This window comes from Methylosinus sporium (genome assembly GCF_003113265.1).
GTDB classification, from domain to species: Bacteria; Pseudomonadota; Alphaproteobacteria; order Rhizobiales; family Beijerinckiaceae; genus Methylosinus; species Methylosinus sporium.
This window is the reverse complement of record NZ_PUIV01000029.1, coordinates 12,703-34,742: the sequence shown is the minus strand read 5'-3', so window position 1 is coordinate 34,742 and position 22,040 is coordinate 12,703. Positions and strand designations below refer to the sequence as shown.

Annotated in this window: 21 protein-coding genes and 1 tRNA gene; 9 read left to right on the top strand and 13 right to left on the bottom strand. The window is 64.6% G+C overall.

Features of this window, described 5'->3' with window-relative positions:
• Positions 1-76: 76 nt before the first annotated feature.
• The 3 genes from C5689_RS15015 to hslV all read right to left on the bottom strand — a co-directional run bounded on the left by C5689_RS15015 (position 77) and on the right by hslV (position 2,163).
• Positions 77-152 (bottom strand) — tRNA-Ala (locus C5689_RS15015).
• A gap of 118 nt (positions 153-270) precedes the next feature.
• Positions 271-1,578: an ATP-dependent protease ATPase subunit HslU gene (gene hslU, locus C5689_RS15010; protein WP_108918062.1), complete on the bottom strand. Its 1,308-nt coding sequence runs from the start codon at positions 1,576-1,578 to the stop codon at positions 271-273.
• Positions 1,579-1,596: 18 nt separating this feature from the next.
• Positions 1,597-2,163: an ATP-dependent protease subunit HslV gene (gene hslV / locus C5689_RS15005; protein ID WP_018265038.1), complete on the bottom strand. Its 567-nt coding sequence runs from the start codon at positions 2,161-2,163 to the stop codon at positions 1,597-1,599.
• A gap of 89 nt (positions 2,164-2,252) precedes the next feature.
• On the opposite strand from hslV, the gene C5689_RS15000 reads away from it, so the two are divergent.
• Positions 2,253-2,903: a class II aldolase/adducin family protein gene (locus C5689_RS15000; protein WP_108918061.1), complete on the top strand. Its 651-nt coding sequence runs from the start codon at positions 2,253-2,255 to the stop codon at positions 2,901-2,903.
• A 238-nt stretch (positions 2,904-3,141) separates the two neighbouring features.
• Here the strand turns inward: C5689_RS15000 and mtnA are convergent, their stop codons facing one another.
• The 3 genes from mtnA to C5689_RS14985 form a co-directional block, all read right to left on the bottom strand.
• Positions 3,142-4,230 carry an S-methyl-5-thioribose-1-phosphate isomerase gene (gene mtnA, locus C5689_RS14995; RefSeq protein WP_108918060.1) on the bottom strand — a complete coding sequence of 363 codons (1,089 nt, stop codon included), beginning with the start codon at positions 4,228-4,230 and terminating at the stop codon, positions 3,142-3,144.
• Positions 4,231-4,350: 120 nt separating this feature from the next.
• Entirely contained in the window at positions 4,351-4,641 is a 291-nt protein-coding gene (locus C5689_RS14990; RefSeq protein WP_108918059.1) for a hypothetical protein, read from the bottom strand.
• Positions 4,642-4,972: 331 nt separating this feature from the next.
• A complete protein-coding gene (locus C5689_RS14985) occupies positions 4,973-6,190 on the bottom strand; it encodes a polyhydroxyalkanoate depolymerase (protein WP_306432189.1) in 1,218 nt (405 codons plus the stop codon).
• A gap of 137 nt (positions 6,191-6,327) precedes the next feature.
• Here C5689_RS14985 and C5689_RS14980 point away from each other — a divergent pair, with 137 nt between their 5' ends.
• Entirely contained in the window at positions 6,328-6,981 is a 654-nt protein-coding gene (locus tag C5689_RS14980; RefSeq protein ID WP_108918057.1) for a glutathione S-transferase family protein, read from the top strand.
• Positions 6,982-7,012: 31 nt separating this feature from the next.
• Here the strand turns inward: C5689_RS14980 and C5689_RS14975 are convergent, their stop codons facing one another.
• The gene (locus tag C5689_RS14975; RefSeq protein ID WP_146188397.1) at positions 7,013-7,249 is read right to left on the bottom strand and encodes a hypothetical protein; all 237 of its coding nucleotides are present in this window, start codon (positions 7,247-7,249) and stop codon (positions 7,013-7,015) included.
• A 181-nt stretch (positions 7,250-7,430) separates the two neighbouring features.
• Between C5689_RS14975 and C5689_RS14970 the strand changes: the two genes are divergently transcribed.
• Together C5689_RS14970 and C5689_RS14965 are read left to right on the top strand one after the other, a co-directional pair.
• Complete coding sequence (locus C5689_RS14970) at positions 7,431-8,171, top strand: hypothetical protein (protein WP_108918055.1); 741 nt, start codon at positions 7,431-7,433, stop codon at positions 8,169-8,171.
• A gap of 81 nt (positions 8,172-8,252) precedes the next feature.
• Positions 8,253-8,783 (top strand): transposase, encoded by a 531-nt coding sequence (locus C5689_RS14965; RefSeq protein WP_108918080.1) that lies wholly within the window; start codon positions 8,253-8,255, stop codon positions 8,781-8,783.
• Between the two features lie 147 nt (positions 8,784-8,930).
• Here C5689_RS14965 and C5689_RS14960 read toward each other — a convergent pair whose 3' ends face one another.
• From C5689_RS14960 to C5689_RS14940, 5 genes are all read right to left on the bottom strand, one after another.
• The gene (locus C5689_RS14960) at positions 8,931-9,818 is read right to left on the bottom strand and encodes a class I SAM-dependent methyltransferase (RefSeq protein ID WP_146188396.1); all 888 of its coding nucleotides are present in this window, start codon (positions 9,816-9,818) and stop codon (positions 8,931-8,933) included.
• A 260-nt stretch (positions 9,819-10,078) separates the two neighbouring features.
• Entirely contained in the window at positions 10,079-11,992 is a 1,914-nt protein-coding gene (locus C5689_RS14955; protein WP_108918079.1) for a S9 family peptidase, read from the bottom strand.
• Positions 11,993-12,101: 109 nt separating this feature from the next.
• Positions 12,102-13,019 (bottom strand): KPN_02809 family neutral zinc metallopeptidase, encoded by a 918-nt coding sequence (ypfJ, locus tag C5689_RS14950; protein ID WP_108918053.1) that lies wholly within the window; start codon positions 13,017-13,019, stop codon positions 12,102-12,104.
• Complete coding sequence (locus C5689_RS14945) at positions 13,016-13,891, bottom strand: TIGR00282 family metallophosphoesterase (RefSeq protein ID WP_108918078.1); 876 nt, start codon at positions 13,889-13,891, stop codon at positions 13,016-13,018. Before C5689_RS14945 ends, ypfJ begins: the two co-directional genes overlap by 4 nt.
• A 124-nt stretch (positions 13,892-14,015) precedes the next feature.
• Positions 14,016-14,777 (bottom strand): SDR family NAD(P)-dependent oxidoreductase, encoded by a 762-nt coding sequence (locus C5689_RS14940; protein ID WP_108918052.1) that lies wholly within the window; start codon positions 14,775-14,777, stop codon positions 14,016-14,018.
• A 79-nt stretch (positions 14,778-14,856) separates the two neighbouring features.
• Between C5689_RS14940 and C5689_RS14935 the strand changes: the two genes are divergently transcribed.
• The 4 genes from C5689_RS14935 to C5689_RS14920 all read left to right on the top strand — a co-directional run bounded on the left by C5689_RS14935 (position 14,857) and on the right by C5689_RS14920 (position 17,702).
• On the top strand, positions 14,857-15,291 hold the full coding sequence (locus C5689_RS14935; protein WP_158271818.1) for a MarR family winged helix-turn-helix transcriptional regulator: 435 nt from the start codon (positions 14,857-14,859) through the stop codon (positions 15,289-15,291).
• A gap of 76 nt (positions 15,292-15,367) precedes the next feature.
• A complete protein-coding gene (locus C5689_RS14930; RefSeq protein ID WP_108918077.1) occupies positions 15,368-16,567 on the top strand; it encodes an aminodeoxychorismate synthase component I in 1,200 nt (399 codons plus the stop codon).
• On the top strand, positions 16,519-17,229 hold the full coding sequence (locus C5689_RS14925; protein WP_108918050.1) for an aminotransferase class IV family protein: 711 nt from the start codon (positions 16,519-16,521) through the stop codon (positions 17,227-17,229). Before C5689_RS14930 ends, C5689_RS14925 begins: the two co-directional genes overlap by 49 nt.
• The gene (locus C5689_RS14920; protein WP_108918049.1) at positions 17,226-17,702 is read left to right on the top strand and encodes a GNAT family N-acetyltransferase; all 477 of its coding nucleotides are present in this window, start codon (positions 17,226-17,228) and stop codon (positions 17,700-17,702) included. The genes C5689_RS14925 and C5689_RS14920 overlap by 4 nt, the downstream gene beginning before the upstream one ends.
• Before the next feature lie 139 nt (positions 17,703-17,841).
• Here C5689_RS14920 and clpB read toward each other — a convergent pair whose 3' ends face one another.
• Entirely contained in the window at positions 17,842-20,457 is a 2,616-nt protein-coding gene (gene clpB / locus C5689_RS14915; RefSeq protein WP_108918048.1) for an ATP-dependent chaperone ClpB, read from the bottom strand.
• Between the two features lie 255 nt (positions 20,458-20,712).
• Here clpB and C5689_RS18265 point away from each other — a divergent pair, with 255 nt between their 5' ends.
• Complete coding sequence (locus tag C5689_RS18265; RefSeq protein ID WP_158271817.1) at positions 20,713-22,020, top strand: hemolysin family protein; 1,308 nt, start codon at positions 20,713-20,715, stop codon at positions 22,018-22,020.
• The last annotated feature ends 20 nt before the right edge of the window (positions 22,021-22,040 follow it).

Here is a 22,040-nt window from a genome sequence, read left to right as displayed (position 1 = left end):
CGCCCGCATTAGGGCTCCGAGCGCCGCCCGGACGGCGCAGAGCGGAAGCGTCAGCCTATGTCAGGGGGGAGATCTTTGGTGGAGCCAGACGGAATCGAACCGACGACCTCTTCAATGCCATTGAAGCGCTCTCCCAACTGAGCTATGGCCCCACTTTTGTCGCCGCCCTCTCTGGGGTGAGGGCGGGGCGAAGCGGCGTCACCGCCGCAGCGCGAGGGCTGTATAGTTCAGCAGGGCGCGCGCCGCAAGCCCGGTTTCGACGTTTCTGTGTCAGAGAATGAAACGGCTCAAATCCCGGTTCTTGGCGAGGTCGCCTATGTGCTTTTCCACATAATCGCCGTCGATCGTCACCGTCTCGCCGGCGCGGTCGGAGGCGGAAAAGCTCACCTCGTCCAGCACGCGCTCCATCACCGTCTGCAGGCGGCGCGCACCTATGTTCTCGACCGTAGAATTCACCTGAACGGCGACGCGGGCGATGGCGTCCACCGCCGACGGCGCGATCTCCAGCGCGACGCCTTCCGTGGCCATGAGCGCCACATATTGCTTGGCGAGGCAGGCCTCGGTCTCGGTGAGGATGCGGCGGAAATCCTCCTCGTCCAGCGAGGCGAGCTCCACTCTGATCGGCAGGCGGCCCTGCAGCTCCGGCAGCAGATCGGAGGGCTTGGCGACATGAAAGGCGCCGGAGGCGATGAACAGCACATAGTCTGTCTTCACCGGCCCATGCTTGGTCGCGACCGTGGTGCCCTCTATGAGCGGCAGCAGGTCGCGCTGCACGCCCTCGCGCGAGACATCGGCCCCGCCCCTGCCCTCGCGGGCGCAAATCTTGTCCATCTCGTCGAGGAAAACGATGCCATTATTCTCGACCTCGGAAATCGCCTCGCGAACGCTCTCCTCCTGATCGATGAGTTTGTCGCTCTCCTCGGCGAGCAGCGGGCCATGGGCCTCCTTGACCAGCATTTTTCGGCGCTTCGGCCGGCCCTGAAACGCCTTGCCGAAAATATCGCCGATCGAGAAGGCGGAGACGCTGGCGCCGGGCATGTTCGGCAGCTCGAACATGGGGACCTGCGGCCCCGATTGCGCCAGCTCGACCTCTATCTCCTTATCGTCCAGCTCGCCGGCGCGCAGCTTCTTGCGAAAGGAATCGCGCGTCGCCGGCGAGGCCGCCGGGCCGACCAGCGCATCGAGCACACGCTCCTCCGCCGCCAGCTGGGCCTTGGCCTCGACATCCTTGCGCCGACGCTCCTTCACCAGCAGGATCGCCACCTCGACGAGATCGCGGACGATCTGCTCGACATCGCGGCCGACATAGCCGACCTCGGTGAATTTCGTCGCCTCGATCTTGAGGAAGGGCGCATTGGCGAGCTTGGCGAGACGCCGCGCGATCTCGGTCTTACCGCAGCCGGTGGGGCCGATCATCAATATGTTCTTCGGCAGCACCTCTTCGCGCATAGAGCCTTCGAGGCGCAGCCTGCGCCAGCGATTGCGCAGCGCGATGGCGACGGCGCGCTTGGCGTCCTTCTGTCCGACAATGAATCGGTCGAGCTCCGAGACGATCTCGCGCGGGGAAAAATCGGCCATATCAGTTCCTCGGAAAGCTCAGATCGATTCGAGCACGATGTTGCGATTGGTGTAGACGCAGATGTCGGCGGCGATCTCCATCGCGCGCTTGGCGATCACATCCGCCTCGATCGGCTGATCGAGCAGCGCGCGCGCCGCCGCCAGCGCATAATTGCCGCCGGAGCCGATCGCCGCCACCGAGCCATGCTCGAAGGCCTCCGGCTCCAGCACGTCGCCGGCGCCGGTCAGCGTCAGCCCCACCTCGCGATCGGCGACCAGCATCATCGCCTCGAGCCGACGCAGATAGCGATCCATGCGCCAGTCCTTGGCGAGCTCCACGCAGGCGCGCGTCAGCTGCCCCGGATATTGTTCGAGCTTGCCCTCGAGCCGCTCGAACAGAGTGAAGGCGTCGGCCGTTGCGCCGGCGAAACCCGCGATCACATCGCCCTTGCCGAGACGCCGCACCTTTTTGGCGTTCGCCTTGACGATGGTCTGGCCGAGGCTCACCTGTCCGTCGCCCGCGATGACGGTCTTGCCGTTCTTTTTCACCAGAACGATGGTCGTCGCGTGCCAGCTCGCCGGTTTCGTATTTTGTTCTTGTGTCATCCGAGCCTCGGCTGGAAAAAGAGTCTCGATGATGTAGGGACTGGAGCGCGCCTCGGCAAGAGGCGCGCATCCGCAGGCGGAGGAGCGGAATGACGGATGCGACCAAGCGCGAGGCGATCGTCGAAGCGGCGCGGAGCATGAATGCGCTCGGCCTCAATCGAGGCACGGCCGGCAATATTTCGGCGCGCGACGGCGACGCCATGCTGATCACGCCGAGCGGAATGCCCTACGCCACAATGACTCCCGCCATGATCGCGCGAATGCCGCTCGCCGGCGACGGCGAATCGGAAGGGCCGCTCGCGCCGTCCAGCGAATGGCGGATGCATCGCGACATTTTGCGCGCGCGCGCGGATGTGCAGGCGGTCGTGCATACGCATTCGATTTATGCGACGACGCTCGCCGCATTGCGGCGCGAGATTCCACCCGTGCATTATATGATCGGGATTTTCCGCACGTCGCGCATTCGCTGCACGGATTACGCGCCTTTCGGCACGCAGGCGCTCTCCGATCTCGCGGTGGAGGGATTGGGCCGCGCGCATGGCGTGCTGCTCGGCAACCACGGCATGATCGCGCTCGGCGAAGGATTGGACCGCGCAATGTGGCGCGCCGTGGAATTGGAAGCGCTGGCGCAGCTCTATTATCTCGCGCGCATAGCCGGCGAGCCGGTGCTTATCTCCGAGGAAGAGATAGAGAATGAGATCACGCGCTTCGAGAATTACGGATTGAAATCGGTGAAGTGAAATCTCTCCGCTGCGCATCCTTCTCCCACTCGTGGGAGAAGGTGGCCTCGCGAAGCGAGGTCGGATGAGGGCTCTCGGCGTTCTGCCGTAAATTCATGTTCGCGCAATTCGGATACACACGGCAGCTTCATGCGCCCTCATCCGACCCGGCCAAAGCCCGTCGTTTACGACGGGCGTCCTCACACTCTATGGCCGGGCCACCTCTCCCGCAAACGGGAGAAGGAATCGCGCACGTCGATTAGGCTAGATCGGGAAAGAGTCCGCGCAAGCCCGCCTCGCTCGCGGCGCACACTCCGCGCTCGGATATCAGCGCGCCGACGAGACGCGCAGGCGTCACGTCGAAAGCGTAATTGGCGGCGGGCGAGCCTTTCGGCGTCACTCGCACGCGCGTCACCGCGCCATTGTCGGCGAGGCCGGAGATATGTGTGACCTCGCTCGCATCGCGCTGCTCGATCGGAATTTCGGCGACGCCGTCGCGCATCGCCCAATCGATCGTCGAGCTCGGCAGAGCGACATAGAAGGGCACGCCATTGTCATGGGCGGCGAGCGCCTTCAGATAGGTGCCGATCTTGTTGCAGACATCGCCGATTCGCGTCGTGCGGTCGCTGCCGACGATGCAGAGATCGACGAGCCCGTGCTGCATCAAATGGCCGCCCGTGTTGTCGGCAATGACGGTGTGGGGAATCCCTTCGCCCGAAAGCTCGAAGGCGGTGAGGCTCGCGCCTTGATTGCGCGGCCGCGTCTCGTCGACCCATACATGGAGATCGATTCCGTCGCGCGCCGCCTTGTAGATGGGCGCGAGCGCCGTGCCCCAATCGACGGCGGCGAGCCAGCCGGCGTTGCAATGGGTGAGAATATTGACTGGCCGGCCCGGATGCTCGGCGGCGGCGGCGCAGATCAGCGCCGCGCCATGATCGCCGATCGATTCGCAGCAGAGCGCGTCGTCATCCGCAATGGCGGCGGCCTCGGCGAAGGCGAGCGCGCGGCGGTCCGAGGGCGCCGCCGAAAGCAGCAGCCTGCGCATCCGATCCAGCGCCCAGCGCAGATTGACGGCTGTGGGCCGCGCCGCGGCGAGCCGCGAATGAGCCTCCTCGATCGCCTCGTCGCCGGGATCGGCTGCGGCGGCGAGCGCCAGCCCATAGGCGCCGGTGACGCCGATCAGCGGCGCGCCGCGCACGACCATTGTCGCGATCGCGGCGACGGCGTCGTCGAGCGAGGCGAGCCTTTTCGTCTCGAATCTGTGAGGGAGGCTGGTCTGGTCGATCGCCTCGACGCTGCCGTCGGCGTTTTCCCAGATGGTGCGGTAGTGGCGTGAGTCGATGCGCATCGCGGCGGTGGTCCGGCGGAGTTCTGCTCCACGCCTAGCCTATGGCCGTCGCCCTGTCGACCTTTCGCCCGAAAGCGATCGGGCGGCCCGCGCTTTCGCGCCGCCGCCCGCTGAGTGAGATCAAGCGGCGCGCTTCAGAGCGGCCGGGATGAGAGCCCATGCGCGGTCAGGAGCGGCGACGGGGCTCGCGGGGGCCTCGGCCGGCTGCGGCGCGGCCCAAGCGCTGGCGACGATCGCCATTTTGGCGCGCAGGGAACGCTCGTTCCACCACCAGACGAGGAAGCAGCTCACAGCGACCGCGAACAGAGCGGTGAAAGGCTCGCCGGGGAGGAACGACAAGTCGGGCGCGCATTCCTTGGCGAATTCGCAGGCGTCGGACCAGTCCTGAAACCAAATCTTGATCGATTCCATAATGACCTCGTCTCACCTTCGCAGCCACGAGAAACGGGTCGGAAGGCTTTCTTTTGTCGATCTCGTCGGCGCGGCTCGCGAATGATGCGCGATGACGCGGCGCCAAAATCCGATGAATGGAGAATATTGCGCCGCACAAAAGTTTCAAGGAAAAATTCCCGTAGGTCGATAGAGGACGCTGATGAAAGGGTCGGCTCCACAAATGCTGAACGCAATATTACTGTATGAAAATCAATATACTATGAAAGTTTTCGTCACCGACCGCCGCTCCTGCGGCGCCGCCATGACGCCCTGCAACAAAATGTCACAGTCCCGGTCGTGCGGCGCAAGGTCACAAGCTGTTTTGGATATGGTCGCGCAGGACGGGGTAGATCTGATTGTCCCAGCGCTTGCCGTTGAAGACGCCATAATGGCCGACGCCAGCCTGCAAATGGTGCGACTTCATATAGGGGCGCAGGCCGCCGCACATATCCTGAGCGGCGAGCGTCTGGCCCACGGCGCAAATATCGTCCTTCTCGCCCTCCACTGTGAGCAGAAAGGTCTTCTTGATCGCGCGCGGCGTCACCTTGCGCCCTTTGAAGAGCAGTCTGCCTGTAGAAAGGGCATTCTGGTGGAAGACGGTCTCGATGGTCTGCAGATAGAAATCCGCATCGAGGTCCATTATGGCGAAATATTCCTCATAGAAGGTGCGGATGCGGTCCGCCTTCTCGTGCTCGCCCTCGACCCTGTGGCGGAAGAGATCGATAAAAGCGTTGGCGTGACGCTCGGCGTTCATGCTCATGAAGCCGGAGATTTGCAGAAAGCCGGGATAGACCCGCCGCCCCGCCCCCGGCAACATGCGCGGCACCGTGCCGATGACATTGTTGCGGAACCAGTCGATCGGCTTGGAGACGGCGAATTCATTGACCTTGGTGGGCGAGACGCTGACGTCGAGCGGACCGGCCATCAGCGTGAGGCTCGCCGGCTGGGCGGGATCATTGTCCTCGGCCATGATGGAGACGGCGGCGAGCGCGGCCACAGTCGGCTGGCACACGGCGACGACATGCGCGGGCGGCCCGAGAAAGCGCAGAAAATCGATGAGGTGCTGGGCGAACTCGTCCATGCCGAAGACGCCCTGCGAAAGCGCTATGTCCCGCGTATTGATCCAATCGGTGACATAGACGTCGTGATCCTGGATCAAAGTGCGGATGGTGCCGCGCAGCAAGGTCGCGAAATGCCCGGACATGGGTGCGACCAGCAGCACGCGCGGCAAATTCTCCGCATCCTTGCGCGTAAAACGCAGCAATTGGCAAAAGGGCGTCGAATAAACCGGCTCCTCGAGCACATCGACGACAGCGCCATTATGGGTCGAGAGCTGCGTGATCCCATAGTCGGGGCGCGCATGGGTGAAGCCGGCCAGCGAGACCAGCTCGCAATAAGCCTCGAAGCACCGCAAAGGCGACGCATAGGGCGTGGATTTCCACAAGCGAGCCAGTCGCTCGCCGCTCGCCGCCGCCAGACGAAGTCGATTGCTCACGTCGGCGTAGCTCTGATATGCGTCATACATCATGCGGCCGAGCGAAACCTTCCGTTACCGATGGGGCTGGTCGAGCAAGCCCCGTGCCATGGACGGGCTCTAGCATGGCACAGCGCTTGCTCCGTAGTCCACTATAAGAAAAGGAGGAATCGTTACTCATGTCGGCTCAGATGGCGGCGACGACGCTCACGATCAGCAGCAAGAACTATTCGTCCTGGTCCTTGCGGGGCTGGCTGATGGCCAAGCTTTCCGGCGTCGAATTCGAGGAGATCGTGGTCAGCCCCGACGATGTCGCGGCGCGCGCGGAGATTCTCCTGCTGTCGCCGTCGATCCTCGTGCCCTGCCTCACGCATGACGGCGCGAAGATTTGGGACACTCTGGCGATCGGAGAGTTCCTGAACGAGATCGCGCCGGCCGCGGGCCTGTTGCCCGCCGACCGAATGCGCCGCGCGCATTGCCGCTCCATCTGCGGCGAGATTCACTCCGGCTTCACGTCGCTACGCTCGGCGCTGCCGATGAATCTCAAAGGGCGTTTTCCCAAGTTCAAAGTGTGGTCGAAGGCGCAGGGCGACATCACGCGCGTCACGCAAATCTGGCGTGAATGCCTCGAGACTTATGGCGGCCCCTATCTCTTCGGTCCGCTCTCCATGGCCGACGCCATGTATGCGCCGGTGGCGACGCGCTTCCGCACCTATGACGTTCCGCTCGACGATGTCTCCAAAGCCTATTGCGATCGCATCTACGAATGGCCGGCGATGCAGGAATGGCTCGCCGCCGCGCTCCTCGAGAAGGAGGAGATCGAGGAGCTCGAGGTCGAGTTTTGAAACTCGCGCCTCGCGCTCTTCAAATTTTCGATCATCGCCTGTCGCGCCACCTGCGTCGGGGCGCGACATAGATCGACCGTCCTGAATAATACGGCTCCACATAGCTCGGATAATAATAGTAATACTGCGGCTCGTAATAGGCCGGAGCCTGCGGCGTGGCGGCGTAATATTCCGCGCGATCGGTGAAATCATTATGCGCCCGCGCGGCGCCGGCGAAGCCGAAGGCCAAGGCGGCGGCCGCGGCCAGCTTCGATGCGTTTCGTCCCATCACGGCCTCCCTTTGCGCGCCCGGCCCCAAAGGGGTAGAAAACGCGCGAGCAGGATGCGAGTTCCGGGCGTCGCGAGCGTCCGGCGCTCCGGCCGCCGGCTTCGGGGGAGTTCGACGGCTTGCTCATCGTTATATATCATGGTTACATAATACCAACGAGAGCCGAGACCCGAGCGCGCCCATGACCGACCCAAAATCCGACGGCCCCTCCTCTTTCTTCAACGCTATGGCGCAGGCTTTCGACGCGACGATCAGCGAGCGCCGCGCCCGGCCGGAGTTCGTCGGCGCGCTCTGTCTCCAGGCCTTCGACAGTTTCGAGGGCAATCTCGCCATTCAGACCGAGGGCGCGCCGGCCATCGCCTGCGCCGGCGATTGTCCCGCCTGCTGCGTGCTGCGTGTCGTCGCCACAGCGCCGGAAGTGTTTCTCATCGCGCGTTTCGTCAACGCCAATCAGCGCGCGCTGGCGCAGCGCGGCGTCGATCTGCCCGGACGCATAGCGGCGATCAACGCCTTCGCCAATGGCTGCTCGGAGAGCGCGCGAATGTCCTTGCGCCAGCCCTGCCCCTATATAGAGGCCGGCCTCTGCCTGCTCTATCGGCTGCGGCCGCTCGCCTGCCGCGGCCACGCCTCCTATGACAAAAACGCCTGCCTCGCCGCGACCAACGGCCAGGACGCCGACACCGCCGTTTCGACGCCGCATCTCATGGTCCGCAGCCTGGTGCAGAATGCGATGATGTCGTCGCTGCGCTCGGCCGGCCTCGCCTGGCGCCTCTATGAGATCAATGGCGCGGTGGCGCTGGCGCTCGGCGACGCCGAGGCCGAGCGGCGCTGGATCGACGGCGACGACCCGCTTCTTCCAGCCGCCATAGCGGATTTCGACGCCGCCGAAATCGGCGCGACATTCGACGCCTTGCGGGCGTGAGCGGCCGGCATTTGGCGTGCGGGGCGAAAATGTGGGATATGGGCGTCTTACGATAGGCGCACCCACTTATTGGCGACGCTCATGCTCTCGGCCGTCATCCTCGCATTCGACACGCCCCAGGCGACGCCCGGACGCGGCCGGGAATCGGCCGAGCGCGAGGCGATCGTGCGCACATTGGCCTCGCTCGTGGACGCTTGCGTCGCCGGCCTCGTTGCCGATGCGGTTCTGGTCGGTCCACCCGACTCCGGCTTCGGGCTCATCGCCGAGGAGGCCGGCTGCGGTCTGGTGGAGGCTGTCGATGCGCGCTCCGGCCTCTCCCGCGCGCTGCCGGCGATGCGCTATTCCGACGTGCTGGTTCTGCGCGCCGGCCATTCCCCCGAGCGCGGCTTCGTCGACGAATTGCGCGACGCTCTCGCCTATGGCGAGCAGGGCCGCGCCATGGTGCTGCGCGCCGCCCCGAATTCATTGCTCACGCGGCTCGCGCCGCGGCTCGCCGAGCCGGTCGGTCTCGTCGCGCGGCGCGAGGATTTCGGCGCCGCCGGCGATCTGGCCACGCTCGCCAAAAAGCTGCGCGCGACCGAACTGACGACGAAGGCGCGACGCGCCATCTGATCGCGCATCCGCATTTCCGAGCGTAGCGCAACAAAACCCGTAGAGACGTCGATTGGTCTAGCCCTTCGCTGGGCCACCAATTCCCTAGCTCAGGTCGCTTCTAGAGCGCATTCCGTTCGAGCGAAAAGCGCGCTAGATCAAGCTCAATCATGTCTTCACAAAAAACCGTCCCGGCGCATTTGTGAGTTTTGAAAGCGTTGCGACGCTAGCGATCACGATCGCTCCCAAAAGAGTTCGCGCGTCCGTTGGGCGGGCGCTTCGAAAACCTGCATGGCGCATCAATTCCGACATCGACTTTGCCGAGAAGCAATTTATGTGCTCAAACGGATCTAGATATGGGTCTAATCTAATATGCGGACGTGTTTCGGCGCGTAATTTCATCCCCATCCCGCCACCATTAGGGACACCGACCAACGCGACGGCGTCCTTCCGACATCGTGCGCCAATGTCCTTCAAGACCCCGAGCGGCTCTGGAAGGTGTTCCAATACTTGACTCATATAAACGAAACCGAAATCCTTGTCGTCGGCGGTAAAATCTGGCTTTGCCAGGATACCATTGTTCCTCATCTCGTCGATGCGTGTCGAGGATAGCTCGATGGCCGTCACGTGATAGCCTCGAGCGATCGCCTCTCTCGCCCAGATACCTCGACCGGCTCCGAAATCCAGAACCCTCGTCTGTGCGGAGTTAGGGCCGCCGACGATCGCGTTCATGATACCAACAGAACGTCTGACCAGCGGGCGGGCGCGCAACGTTTCCTGATCGTAATCCGATTCGCTGCTGATTACTTCGTCGTAGAGATATTTCATGCCGGAACTATCAAGATGGAATCGACAATATATTAAGGAGCACTCTTGGCATTCCACGACAACGAGCTGATCGATACCCAGTTCGTCGACGTTCATACGGCCGCCGTAGAATTCTCGGGTATGCCTTGCCAATTCGCCGCTGGTGATGGCGATGCATGTGAGTTCATTGCTGCGGGCGACGCCAGCGCCGCAGGTCGGACAAAACTTGCGTTCGGTGAACCCAATCACAGGCGACTCCTATTGTAGCATTGCGCAGTGACGCGGCAGCCGCCGCAGGTTCGCGATCCATGGAGTTGCGCGCCCGCCTAGCGAGCGACTGCCCACGCGGGTCTGGAGCCGTTTCCGACTTCGATTTGTATCATAGCTGCAGGCCCTGAAATAGTTTGCGCATTCCATAGGGGGAAGATGTGCGAGCAGGCTTCGAGGGCGTGCATCATCAGGCCAGCGACGGTTCGCTCGGCGAGCTTGCGCAGATAACGCTCGCGAGCCTACGGCAGCGCCAGCTCCGACGCGCCCTTCTCGATCTTCAGGCTGCTCGCGGAAAGCTCCTCGGCCCGCACCGGCTCGGCGCGGCCGCCGAGATGGCGGGCGAGGAAATTCTCCGCGACGGCGTGATAGGAGAGCGCATTCTCCGGCCGCGCGAAGCCATGTCCCTCATCGGGATAGAGCAGATAGGCGACGGGAATCTTCTTGGCCTCCAGGGCCGCGACCATCTGCTCGGCCTCGGCCTTTTTCACGCGCGGATCATTGGCGCCCTGCGCGATCAGCAGCGGCTTGGCGAGACGATCGGCGGCATGGAGCGGCGAGCGCTCGCGCAGCAGCGCGCGTCCCTCCTCCGTCGCCGGATCGCCGAGCGCCTTCGTCAGTTGCGCACGCGAGGATTCCCAATAGGGCGGGATCGTCGCGAGCAGCGTCTCGAGATTGGACGGGCCGACGACGGCGACGCCGCAGGCGTACCGTTGCGGATTGCGCGTGAGGCCGACGAGCGCGGCGTAGCCGCCATAGCTGACGCCCATTATGGCGATGCGGCTCATATCGGCGATCCCCTGGCGGATCGCCCAATCGACGGCGTCGTTGAGATCATCGTCCATGCGCCGGCCCCATTCGTGATCGCCGGCGTTGACGAACGCCTTGCCGAATCCGGTCGAAGCGCGGAAATTCACGCTGAGCGCGACATAGCCGCGATTGGCGAGCCATTGATGCGTCGCATTGTAACCGAAGGAATCGCGCCCCCATGGCCCGCCGTGCACGATGAGCGCCATGGGCTGCGGCGCCTTCGCCTCCGCCGCCTGAGGCGAGGTGAGATAGCAGACGAGATCGAGCCCGTCGCGCGATTTGATCGTCACCGGCCGCATCGGACGCAGCGGCGCGCCGACGAGCTGCGGCCGCGCCTGGTGCAGGATGCGTAAGGTCTTCGCGCGCCGTTCGTAGAGATAATCGACATGCGGGCGCGTGTCGGACTGCGCCGAGACGATCCAGAGCGAATCATCCTCGGCTCGGCTGGCGATTCCCCAATCGCCTATGTCGCGACCATTCAAGAAATCTATATCGGCCTTCACGCGGTCGTCGAGCGCGACATGCTCGAGGCGTTCGCGCTCGACGCTATAGGCGACCGGATCATAAGTGTCGCGGTCGGTGATGACATGGCCGATGTCGGCCTTGTCGCTTTCCGCTATGAGCTTCGTCTCACCCGACGAAAGATCGACGCGAGCCAGCGCGGCTTTGTCGCGCCCGCGGCTGTCGCGCAGAAACAAGGTCTTTGCCGCGACGTCGAGATGGAGCGCCGATGAGGTTCCCGAATCTTCCGCGGAGAAGCGAATCCACGGCGTCCAAGCGCTACGGCCCGCGTCCGGGCGCAAAATCTCTCTGCTCCCGTCCTTGTTGTTGCGAATGGCGAGACGCGGAATGAAGTGATCGTCGGGGATGAAGCCTGCGAAGCCCGGATTTTCCTGGACGAGCGTCAGCTCGCCGGTCGCGATGTCCGCCGAATGGAGATCATGAAAGCGCTTGTCGCGGCGGTTGATGGAGAGAAGGACACGGTCGCGAAGCTTGCGACTGGTTCTGTGGATATGCGCAGCGACGCCCTCGAAGGGCGTGAGATCGCGCGCCGCGCCGCCCTCGCAGTCGACGACATAGACGTGGAAATTCTCATCGCCGCCCTCGTCCTGCATATAGAGCAGGCTGCGACTGTCATAGGCCCAGAGGAAGAATCTCACGCCACGCTTGCGATCATTGGTGACGACGCGCGCGTCCTCGAGGCGATCGAGCGGCGCGACGAAAATATTGAGCACGCCCGCGTCGGGCTGCAGCCAGGCGAGCCTCCGTCCGTCTGGACTGAGCCGCGCGCTCGCCTTGGTCGGATTGCCGAACAAATGCGCTCTGGGAATGAGCTGGTCGAGCATAGGAAAACTCCGCAATTCGAAATGATGCTTTCCGGCGCCGCACGCAATGACGGCGTTCATTCGATCGATGTCAGAACGCGCCCCTGCGGCGCATCGAGAATCCAAACTCTCAACGCTGCGCCGTGAATGTGTTGCAGGCGTCTATCTTGCCGGTCTGCAGACCGCGCTGGAACCATTCGACGCGCTGCGCCGAGGAGCCATGCGTGAAGCTGTCCGGCACGGCGTAGCCCTGCGCCGAACGCTGGAGACGATCGTCGCCGATCGCCTGCGCGGTGTTGATGGCTTTTTCTATGTCGCCCTTTTCGAGAATCTTCCAATTCTGATCGGCGTGCGCCGCCCAGACGCCGGAGAGGCAATCGGCCATCAGTTCGACGCGCACAGAGAGATTGTTGGATTCGGAGCGGCTCGACGCCATTTGCTGCGCGCGCTGCACCTTTGGCAGAATTCCGAGCAGATTCTCGATGTGATGGCCCATCTCATGGGAGATCACATAGGCGTAGGCGAAGTCGCCGCCGCCGCCGAAGCGCCGATCCATGTCGCGGAAAAACGAAGTGTCGAGATAGATTTTCTGATCGACCGGGCAATAGAACGGCCCCATGGCCGATTGCGCGCGGCCGCAGGCCGAGCCGGTGACGCCGTTGAACAGCACGAGCCGCGCCGGAGTGAAGCGAATGCCCTTCTGCTCCGGCAAAATCTGCGACCACACGCGCTCATTGCCGGCGAGCACGGCGGAGATGAACTGCCCCTGGCGATCCGCCGGCGCGCCGGTCGGCGCCTGACGCGTCGGCCGGTCCAGCCGTTGCTGCGCCACCTGTCCGCCGCCGCGCATATTGCTGAGCACTTCCGCGCCGCCGATGAGCAACGCCGGATTTATGCCGAACGCATAAGCGAGAACGCCGAGAATGACGATCGTGCCCAGCCCGAGCCCGCCGCCGCCGCCGAAACTCGGCCCCGCGCCGGCGTCGGCGTAATCCTGGCTGCGACGATCCTCAATGTTTTCGGACTGGCCGAGCTGATCCCATCTCATCGCCTTGGCGCTCCGATCGCTTCGACGAGCCGCCCTGCCCGGGCCTCGTCCTCCTCCTGCCAGAAGTCCGGCTCGGCTTGCGCCAGCCGGCCGCCGATCCGCACCGGGGCGATGCGCCGCGCGAGGCCGTCGGCCGAAAGCTCCACCGCGACCCCGCAGAGCGTCGCCTCGCCCTGGGCGGGCTCGAAGCGAGCGCCCGGCGTTTTGCGCGTGAAGCGGCGCAGCGGCTCCTCCTTCTCCATGCCGATGACCGAATCATAGTCTCCGGTCATGCCGGCGTCGGTCATATAGGCCGTGCCATGCGGCAAAATCTGCCCGTCCGCCGTCGGCACATGGGTGTGCGTGCCCACAACCAGAGAGGCGCGTCCATCGACGAAATGGCCCATGGCCATTTTCTCGCTGGACGTTTCGGCATGTATGTCGACGATGAGCGCGTCGCAAGCCATGCCCAGCGGACAGGCGCCCACTTCCCGCTCTATGGCGGCGAAAGGATCGTCCAGCGCATCCATGAAGACGCGGCCCTGGACGTTCACCACGAGCACCTGGCGGCCGTTCTCCGCCGTGTAGAGATTGGCGCCGCGGCCGGGCGTGCCGGGCGGATAATTCACCGGGCGCAGCAGCCGCGGCTGGCGCTCGATGAAGACCAGCGCCTCGCGCTGATCGAACACGTGATTGCCGGTGGTCACACAATCGGCGCCGGCGGCGAGGATCTCGTCGCAAATGGCCTCGGTTATGCCGAAGCCGCCGGCGGCGTTCTCGCCATTGACGACGATGAAATCGAGCGCCCAGCGACGGCGCAGCTCCGGCAGCCGCTCCTGTATCGCTTTACGCCCGGCCCGCCCCACCACATCGCCGATGAAGAGCAGACGCATTCCGCGCTCGCTCGGCGAATGATCGGAGGAATGGGGCATGAGACGCTCGCGGGACCGGAGGGAAAGCTCCGATGTTCCATATAGCGCAATGGGGCGGGGAGCAATTTTCCGCAGGGGGTCGACGCTACCAGTCCAGTCGCCCGGCGGGCCCCCAAAAGCCGCCGCTCGGCGGCGGCGGGTCCAGCGTCGCGAGACGCACGGCGACTTCGGCGCCCTCCGCCGGCGTCACCCCGCCCGCGCGATAACCATTGAGTGCGGTCGCGACCTGCCCCGGCGAGGTCGCATAGACTTTGACCGAGGTCTCTCTCAAATGCTTGGCATATTCCAAAGTGATCGAATTCAGCGCCGCTTTCGAGCTGTTGTAGGCGAGCCAATTGAGCTTCACCAGCGGCGGCTCCATGCGCGCCGTCATGCTGTGCGAGCCGAGCGCGGCCGATTGATTTATGATGCGGCCGTCATCCGACTTCATGAGCAACGGCAGAAACGCGTTCGTCACCGTGGCCACGCCGAAGACATTCGTCTCATAGGTCTCGCGAAAATCCTGCAATGTCGTTTCCGTCGGGCGCTTGTGCTGGTCCCGGGCGATCCCCGCATTGTTGATCAACACGTCGAGCCGGCCGATCTCGCCGGCGAGCCGGATCGCGGCCTGCGAGACGCCGGCGGAGTCGGTGACGTCCAGCGCGAGCGCGACGACATCCCCTCCCCCCGCGCGGAGTTCCGTCGCGATCGAGTCGCCGCGCTCGACGTCGCGCGCGCCGATGACGACCTTCAACCCTTTCGCCGCCAGTTGACGAGCCAATTCGAGCCCCATGCCGGCAGTGGCTCCGGTTATAAGAGCGACGCGGGCGGTATCGCCCGTGGAATCGGCGGACTCGACGATGGACATGAGCGCTCTCCCGAAATTAAAGGTCCCTTATACAATGACCCTTATATAGCGATCGATGTCATTATACAAGGAGCCTTATATGGTCGATGACCGATTGAGGGCGGCGGCGCTCGGGCTGAAGCGCGCGCAAACCGCAAAGAGCGCGCTTCTCGACCGACGTCTCGCGAGCATCGGCCTGACGATGGCGCTCTGGGTCGTCCTCGAACGAATTCGCGCCAATCCGGCCCTATCCACCCATGCGCTCGCCGAGGCGAGCCTGATGACCGATCAATCCGTCGGCGAGCTGGTGAGCAAATTAGCGAAACGCGGCCTCGTCGAGCGGGTGAGCGGTCCCGGCCGCGCGATCCGCCATCATCTGACAGATTCGGGAAGAGAGCTGCTCGAACGCGCGGCGCCTCTGCTTGCAGAAGCCTTGCAGAGCGCCTTTTCCGAGCTGAGCGCGGCCGAGATCGAGCAGTTGATCCGCCTGCTCGACAAAATCGCGCCGTCGAGAGGCTCGGGCGCTTCGCCATGAAGCTCCAACTCGCGGCTTCATCCGCAGGCCCGGCTGATATAAGATGCGCTTTCCGAACCGGAGCGCCGCGTCCCTCATGTTCCATATCGCCGAGCTTCGCGGGCGCGAGCCTTTTGACCCCAATAAGGCGCCCGATGGCCCATTCGTCGTCTTCGAGGACGGACGAAACGGCGCCGCCCTGCTCTTCGACGAGCCGGAGAAGATCATCCGCGCCGATACGGCGGCGGAGGTCCCGCAGGCTTTCGCGCGCATGGAGGCGGCGACGCGGCGCGGGCTCTTTCTCGCGGGCTACGCCGGCTATGAGCTGGGCTATGCGCTGGAGGCCAAATTCGCGGGCGGCCCCGTGCCACAGGCGCGCACGCCGCTGCTGCTCTTCGGCGCCTTTCGCGCCCCGCGCCAATATGAGTGGCGCAACGCCGCCTCGCTGGCGACCGAGACCGCGCCGGTCGAGATCGCGCTGACCCCGGCCTGGAGCCTCGCCGAATATACCGAGCGCTTCGACGCCTGCCGCGAGTTCATCTATGCGGGCGACGTCTATCAGATCAATCTGACCTTCCCCATGCATGGCCGCTACGAGGGCGAGGCGACGGCGCTCTATCGCGCGCTGCGCAAGCGCCAGCCGGTCGCCTATGGCGGCGTGGTCGCGCTCGGCGAGGAGAAAATCGTCTCGCTCTCGCCGGAGGTTTTTTTCGACGCCTGCGAAGGCGTGATCCGCGCCCGGCCGATGAAGGGAACCGCACGGCGCGGCTTTCTTCCGACCGAGGATATGGCGCGCGCCGCGCTGCTGACGCAGGACGAGAAATCGCGCGCCGAAAATCTGATGATCGTCGATCTTCTGCGCAATGATCTCTCGCGCCTCTCGGAGGTCGGCTCGGTGCGCGTGACCGATCTCTTCACCGTCGAGACCTATCCGACGCTGCATCAGATGACCTCGGGCATAGAGGCGAAGCTGCGCGACGGCGTGACGCTCGCCGATCTCTTTGCCGGGCTCTTTCCCTGCGGCTCCGTGACCGGCGCCCCGAAAATCCGCGCAATGGAAATCATTCGCGATCTCGAATGCGCGCCCCGCGGCGTCTATTGCGGCTCGCTCGGCCTCATCGCGCCCGATGGGGCGATCCGTTTCAATGTGGCGATCCGCACGCTCACACTTTTCCCCGATGGGGAGCTCGTCTGCAACGTCGGCTCTGCGGTCGTCGCCGATTCGCGGGCGCGCGAGGAATATGAGGAATGTCTGATCAAGGCGAAATTCCTGACCGGAGCGAAGACTTCGGCCTGATCGAAACGCTGCTGTGGACGCAGGACGGCGGTTTTCTCTATCTGGGCGAGCATGTCGCGCGGCTTTCCGCCTCGGCGCGCGCGCTCGGCTTTCTCCATAGCGACGAGGCCTTTCTCGCGGCGCTGAACGAGGAGGTCGCCGATCCGCTCGATGACCGTCTGCGCGTGCGCTATGCGCTCGGCCGCGACGGGCGATACGAAGCGAGCTCCCTGCCGATCGACGCGATCGAGCCGGACACGATCTGGCGCGTCGCCATCGCCGAGGCGCGATTCGAATCCGATGATCCGATGCTGCGTCACAAGACGACTCGGCGCGAGCTCTATGAGCGCGAGCTGGCCGAAGCGGCGATGCGCTGCCGCGCCGACGAAGTGCTGTTTCGCAATGAGCGCGACGAAGTCTGCGAGGGCGCGCGCACCAATGTCTTTCTCGCACGCGATGGCGTGCTGCTGACGCCGCCGCTCGCCAGCGGGCTGTTGCCGGGGACGTTGCGCGCGCATCTTCTCGCCAGCGGCCAGGCGCGCGAGGCCGTGCTGCGGCTCGAGGATTTTGCCGGCGATGCGGAGTTCTATTTCGGCAATTCCGTGCGCGGGCTCGTTCGCGCGGCGTTGATCGTCGAGGACAAGATCATCGAGGACGAGACCACTGAGGACGAGGAGGCGTGATCCGCATCCGCCCCGCCGCGCGCGCGGATAGCGCGCTGGTCGTCGCTTTCGTGCGCGAGCTCGCGGATTATGAGAAGCTCTCGCATGAGGTCGAAGCGTCGGAGGAAATGCTCGCCGAAGCGCTGTTCGGGGACAATCCGCGCGTCTTCTCCGACATCGCGGAATGGGACGGCGCGCCGGCGGGATTCGCGCTGTGGTTCTATACGTTTTCCTCCTTTCGTGGCCGGCACGGAATCTGGCTCGAGGATATTTTCGTGCGCCCGCAATTTCGCGGCGCCGGCATAGGCAAGGCGCTGCTGGCCCATCTCGCGCGCCGTTGCGTCGCCGAGGGACTCGGCCGTTTCGAATGGTCAGTGCTGGATTGGAACGCGCCCTCCATCGCCTTCTATGAGGCGCAGGGCGCAAAGCTCATGCATGAATGGAAAATCTGCCGCATGACCGGCTCCGCTCTGGAAACTCTCGCGGAAAAATGAAGCCGCATCCTTTCCTTCTCCCACTCGTGGGAGAAGGTGGCCTCGCCATAGGGCGTCCGAGAGGACGCCCGTCGCAAGCGCCGGGCTAATGGCGAGGTCGGATGAGGGCGCGCTCGGCGCCCCCATCTCATCTCATTGCTCACGCCGCCTTTTCAGCCCCGAAGCTCCGCCGTCCGATCGGCCGCCCGTCCAGCGTCAGCCCTTGACTGTCGGTGGAGACCCACACCGTCGAGCCGTCCACTATGTCGCCGCCGAGCAGCGCCTCGGCGAGCGGGTCCTGCAGCTCTTTCTGGATCACGCGCTTCAGCGGCCGCGCGCCATAGGCGGGGTCGTAGCCCTTGGCGGCGAGCAGAGCGCGCGCCTTCTCGTCGAGCTTCAGCGTGATCTTGCGATCGTCCAGCAGCTTTTGCAGCCGCAGGATCTGAATATCGACGATCGCGCCCATATCCTCGCGCCGCAGGCGGTGGAACAGGATGATCTCGTCGACTCGGTTCAGGAACTCCGGCCTGAAGTGCGACCGCACCACCTGCATCACCTCGTCGTGCACGGCGGAGGAATCCTCGCCCTCCTGCTGCATCACCAGGAATTCGGAGCCGAGATTGGACGTCATGATGATGAGCGTGTTCTTGAAATCCACCGTGCGGCCCTGGCCGTCGGTCAGGCGACCATCGTCGAGCACCTGCAAGAGGACATTGAACACATCGGGATGCGCCTTCTCGATCTCGTCGAACAGCACGACCTGATAGGGCCGGCGCCGCACGGCCTCGGTGAGCGCGCCGCCCTCCTCATAGCCGACATAGCCGGGAGGCGCGCCGATCAGACGCGCGACCGAGTGCTTCTCCATATATTCCGACATGTCGAGCCGCACCAAAGCGGTCTCGTCGTCGAAGAGGAAATTGGCGAGCGCCTTGGTCAACTCCGTCTTGCCGACGCCGGTCGGCCCCAGGAAGATGAAGGAGCCGATCGGGCGATTGGGGTCCTGCAGACCGGCGCGGGCGCGGCGCACCGCCGTGGAGACGGCGGCGACCGCCTCCTTTTGCCCGACGACGCGGCGCGCCAGCTCGTCTTCCATATGAAGCAGCTTCTCGCGCTCGCCTTCGAGCATCTTATCGACGGGAATGCCGGTCCAGCGCGAGACGACCTGCGCCACATGCTCGGGCGTGACCTCCTCCTCGAGCATTTTCTGCGCGCCTTCCTTCTCGCTCGCCGCGAGCTTGCGCTCGAGATCGGGGATCAGACCATAGGCGAGTTCGCCGGCGCGCTGAAACTCGCCGCGGCGCTGCGCCTGCGCCAGCTCGTTGCGGGCGTTCTCGAGCTGCTCTTTCAATTTCTGGGCGACGCCGAGCTTGTCCTTCTCGGACTTCCAGCGCTGAGTGAGCGCCGATGATTTCTCGGTCAGCTCGGCGAGCTCGGTCTCCAATTTGGCGAGACGATCTTTCGAGGCCGGATCGGTCTCCTTGCGCAGCGCCTCCTGCTCTATGCGCAGCTGAATGATGCGCCGATCGAGCTCGTCCAATTCCTCGGGCTTGGAGTCGATCTGCATGCGCAGCCGCGAGCCCGCCTCATCGACGAGATCGATCGCCTTGTCAGGCAGAAAACGGTCCGAGATGTAACGATTGGAGAGCGTCGCCGCCGCCACGATCGCGGCGTCGGTGACGCGCACGCCATGGTGCATCTCGTATTTTTCTTTCAGCCCGCGCAGAATGGAGATGGTGTCCTCCACCGTCGGCTCGTCCACGAACACCGGCTGGAAGCGCCGCGCCAGCGCCGCGTCCTTCTCCACATGCTTGCGATATTCGTCGAGCGTGGTCGCGCCGACGCAATGCAATTCGCCGCGCGCCAATGCGGGCTTCAGCAGATTGGAGGCGTCCATCGCGCCATCCGCCTTGCCGGCGCCGACCAGCGTATGCATCTCGTCGATGAACAATATGATCCCGCCCTGGGCGGCGGTGATCTCGTTCAGCACGGCTTTCAACCGCTCCTCGAACTCGCCGCGATATTTCGCGCCGGCGATCAGCGAGCCCATGTCGAGCGCGAGCAGCTTCTTGTCGACGAGCGACTCCGGCACGTCGCCATTGACGATGCGCAGCGCCAGGCCCTCGATGATCGCCGTCTTGCCGACGCCGGGTTCGCCGATCAGCACGGGATTATTCTTGGTGCGGCGCGACAACACCTGAATGGTGCGGCGAATTTCCTCGTCGCGGCCAATGACGGGGTCGAGCTTGCCTTCCCGCGCGGCCTCGGTGAGATCGCGCGCATATTTCTTCAGCGAATCATAGGCGCTCTCGGCCGAGGAGGAATCGGCGGTGCGGCCCTTGCGCAAATCCTCTATGGCGGAGTTGAGCGTCTGCGGCGTGACGCCCGCCTCGCTCAAAATGCGCGCCGCGTCGGTTCCCTTCTCGAGGGCGATGGCGAGCAGCAATCGCTCGACGGTGACGTAGGAATCGCTGGCCTTTTGCGCGAGCTTCTCGGCATTGTCGAAGAGCCGCGCGGTGGCCTGATTGAGCGAGGGCTGTCCGGCGCCGCCGCCGGAGACTTTCGGCAGCTTGGCGAGCGCGGCTTCCGTCTTGGCGAGCGCCTCTCGCGAGCGGCCGCCGGCGCGATCGATGAGTCCGGCGGACAGGCCCTGCTCATCGTCGAGCAGCACTTTCAAAACATGCTCGGGCGTGAGCTGCGGATTGCCCTCACGCGTGGCGAGCGACAGCGCGGCCTGCACGAAGCCCTGCGCGCGCGTCGTGTATTTGTCGAAATTCATGGAAACCCTCCGGTCTCGAGACGCCACGCAAAGCGGCGCGCCTCGTCCCTATATGGCGTGAAAACGGCCCCTTGCGGCGACCTTCACGGCCGATATGGGAAAGACCCTCGCGCTCGAAAAGAGGGTGCGACGACTGGAGCGCGAGGATTCCCGCTCGAACAGCGAGGGCGAAGCGGCGTTTTTGCGCTCACGCGATCGTTGCCGACCCGAAAGGGGGACTCGCGGGACGGCGACGGCGCGGCTATGCTCGCATTTATGCCTTACTTGGAAATTGCCGTCGTCATCGCCTTGACCATGGTCAATGGCGCGCTCGCGATGGCGGAGCTCGCCGTCGTATCGGCGCGCCCTGCGCGCCTCAGAGCCTCGGCGGAGCGCGGGGTTCCCGGCGCGCGCGCCGCCCTTGTCCTCGCTTCCGATCCTGGAAAATTTCTCTCCGCCGTTCAAATCGGCATCACGCTGATCGGCGTGCTGTCCGGCGCCTTCTCCGGCGCGACTCTCGGCGCGCGGCTCTCCGAATGGATCGCGTCTCGAGGCCTGTCGCCCGCTCTGTCGGAGACGCTCGGCGTCGGTGTCGTCGTCGCGGCGATCACCTATGTGTCGCTGATCGTCGGGGAGCTCGTGCCCAAGCAGATCGCCCTGCGCGATCCAGAACGGATCGCCGCCGCCGTCGCTCCGGTCATGAGCGTGCTGGCTCGGATCGCCGCGCCGCTCGTCTTCCTTCTCGACCTCTCCGGACGCGCGCTTCTGCGCGCGCTCGGCCATGGCGCGGCCGGCGCGCATCTGGTTTCGGACGAGGAGATCAGAGCGCTCGTGGCCGAGGCCGAGACGGCCGGCGTTCTGGAGCCGGGCGAGCGCGCGATGATCGCCGGCGTCATGCGTCTCGGCGATCGGCCGGTTCGCGGCGTGATGACGCCGCGCGGCGAGGTCGACATGATCGATCTCGACAATTCGCCGGAGACGATCCGTGCGGCGATCATCGCCAGCGTCCATTCGCGGCTGCCCGCCTATCGCGGCAAGACCGAGAACATGCTCGGCGTGCTGCAGGCGAAGGACCTGCTCGACTCATATCTGCGCGGCGAGAGCCCGCAGCCGAGCGAATTCGTGCGCCAGGCGCCGATCGTCCCGGCCTCCGCCGATGCGCTGGACGTGGTCGAGATGATCAAGCGCGCCTCCGTCCATGTCGCGCTGGTCTTCGACGAATATGGCCACTTCCAGGGGATCGTGACCGACGCCGACATTCTCGAGGCGATAGCCGGCGGATTCGGGACGGCGGAAGGCCCGCCCGAACCTCATGCCGTGCAGCGCGACGACGGCTCATGGCTCATTTCCGGCGCTATGCCCGCCGACGAAATGCTGGAGCTGCTCGCAATGCCCGCGTCCGAGGACCGGAGCTATCAGACGGCCGCCGGCTTCGTTCTGGCGCACGCCGGCCATCTGCCGGAGATCGGCGAGAGCTTCGACGCGCATGGATGGCGCTTCGAAGTTCTCGACAAGGACGGCCGCCGGATCGACAAGATTCTCGCCCAGCGGGCGCTGCGCGGGCAAAGACGCGCGGCGCTCTGACGGGCGCGCCGCAACGTTTC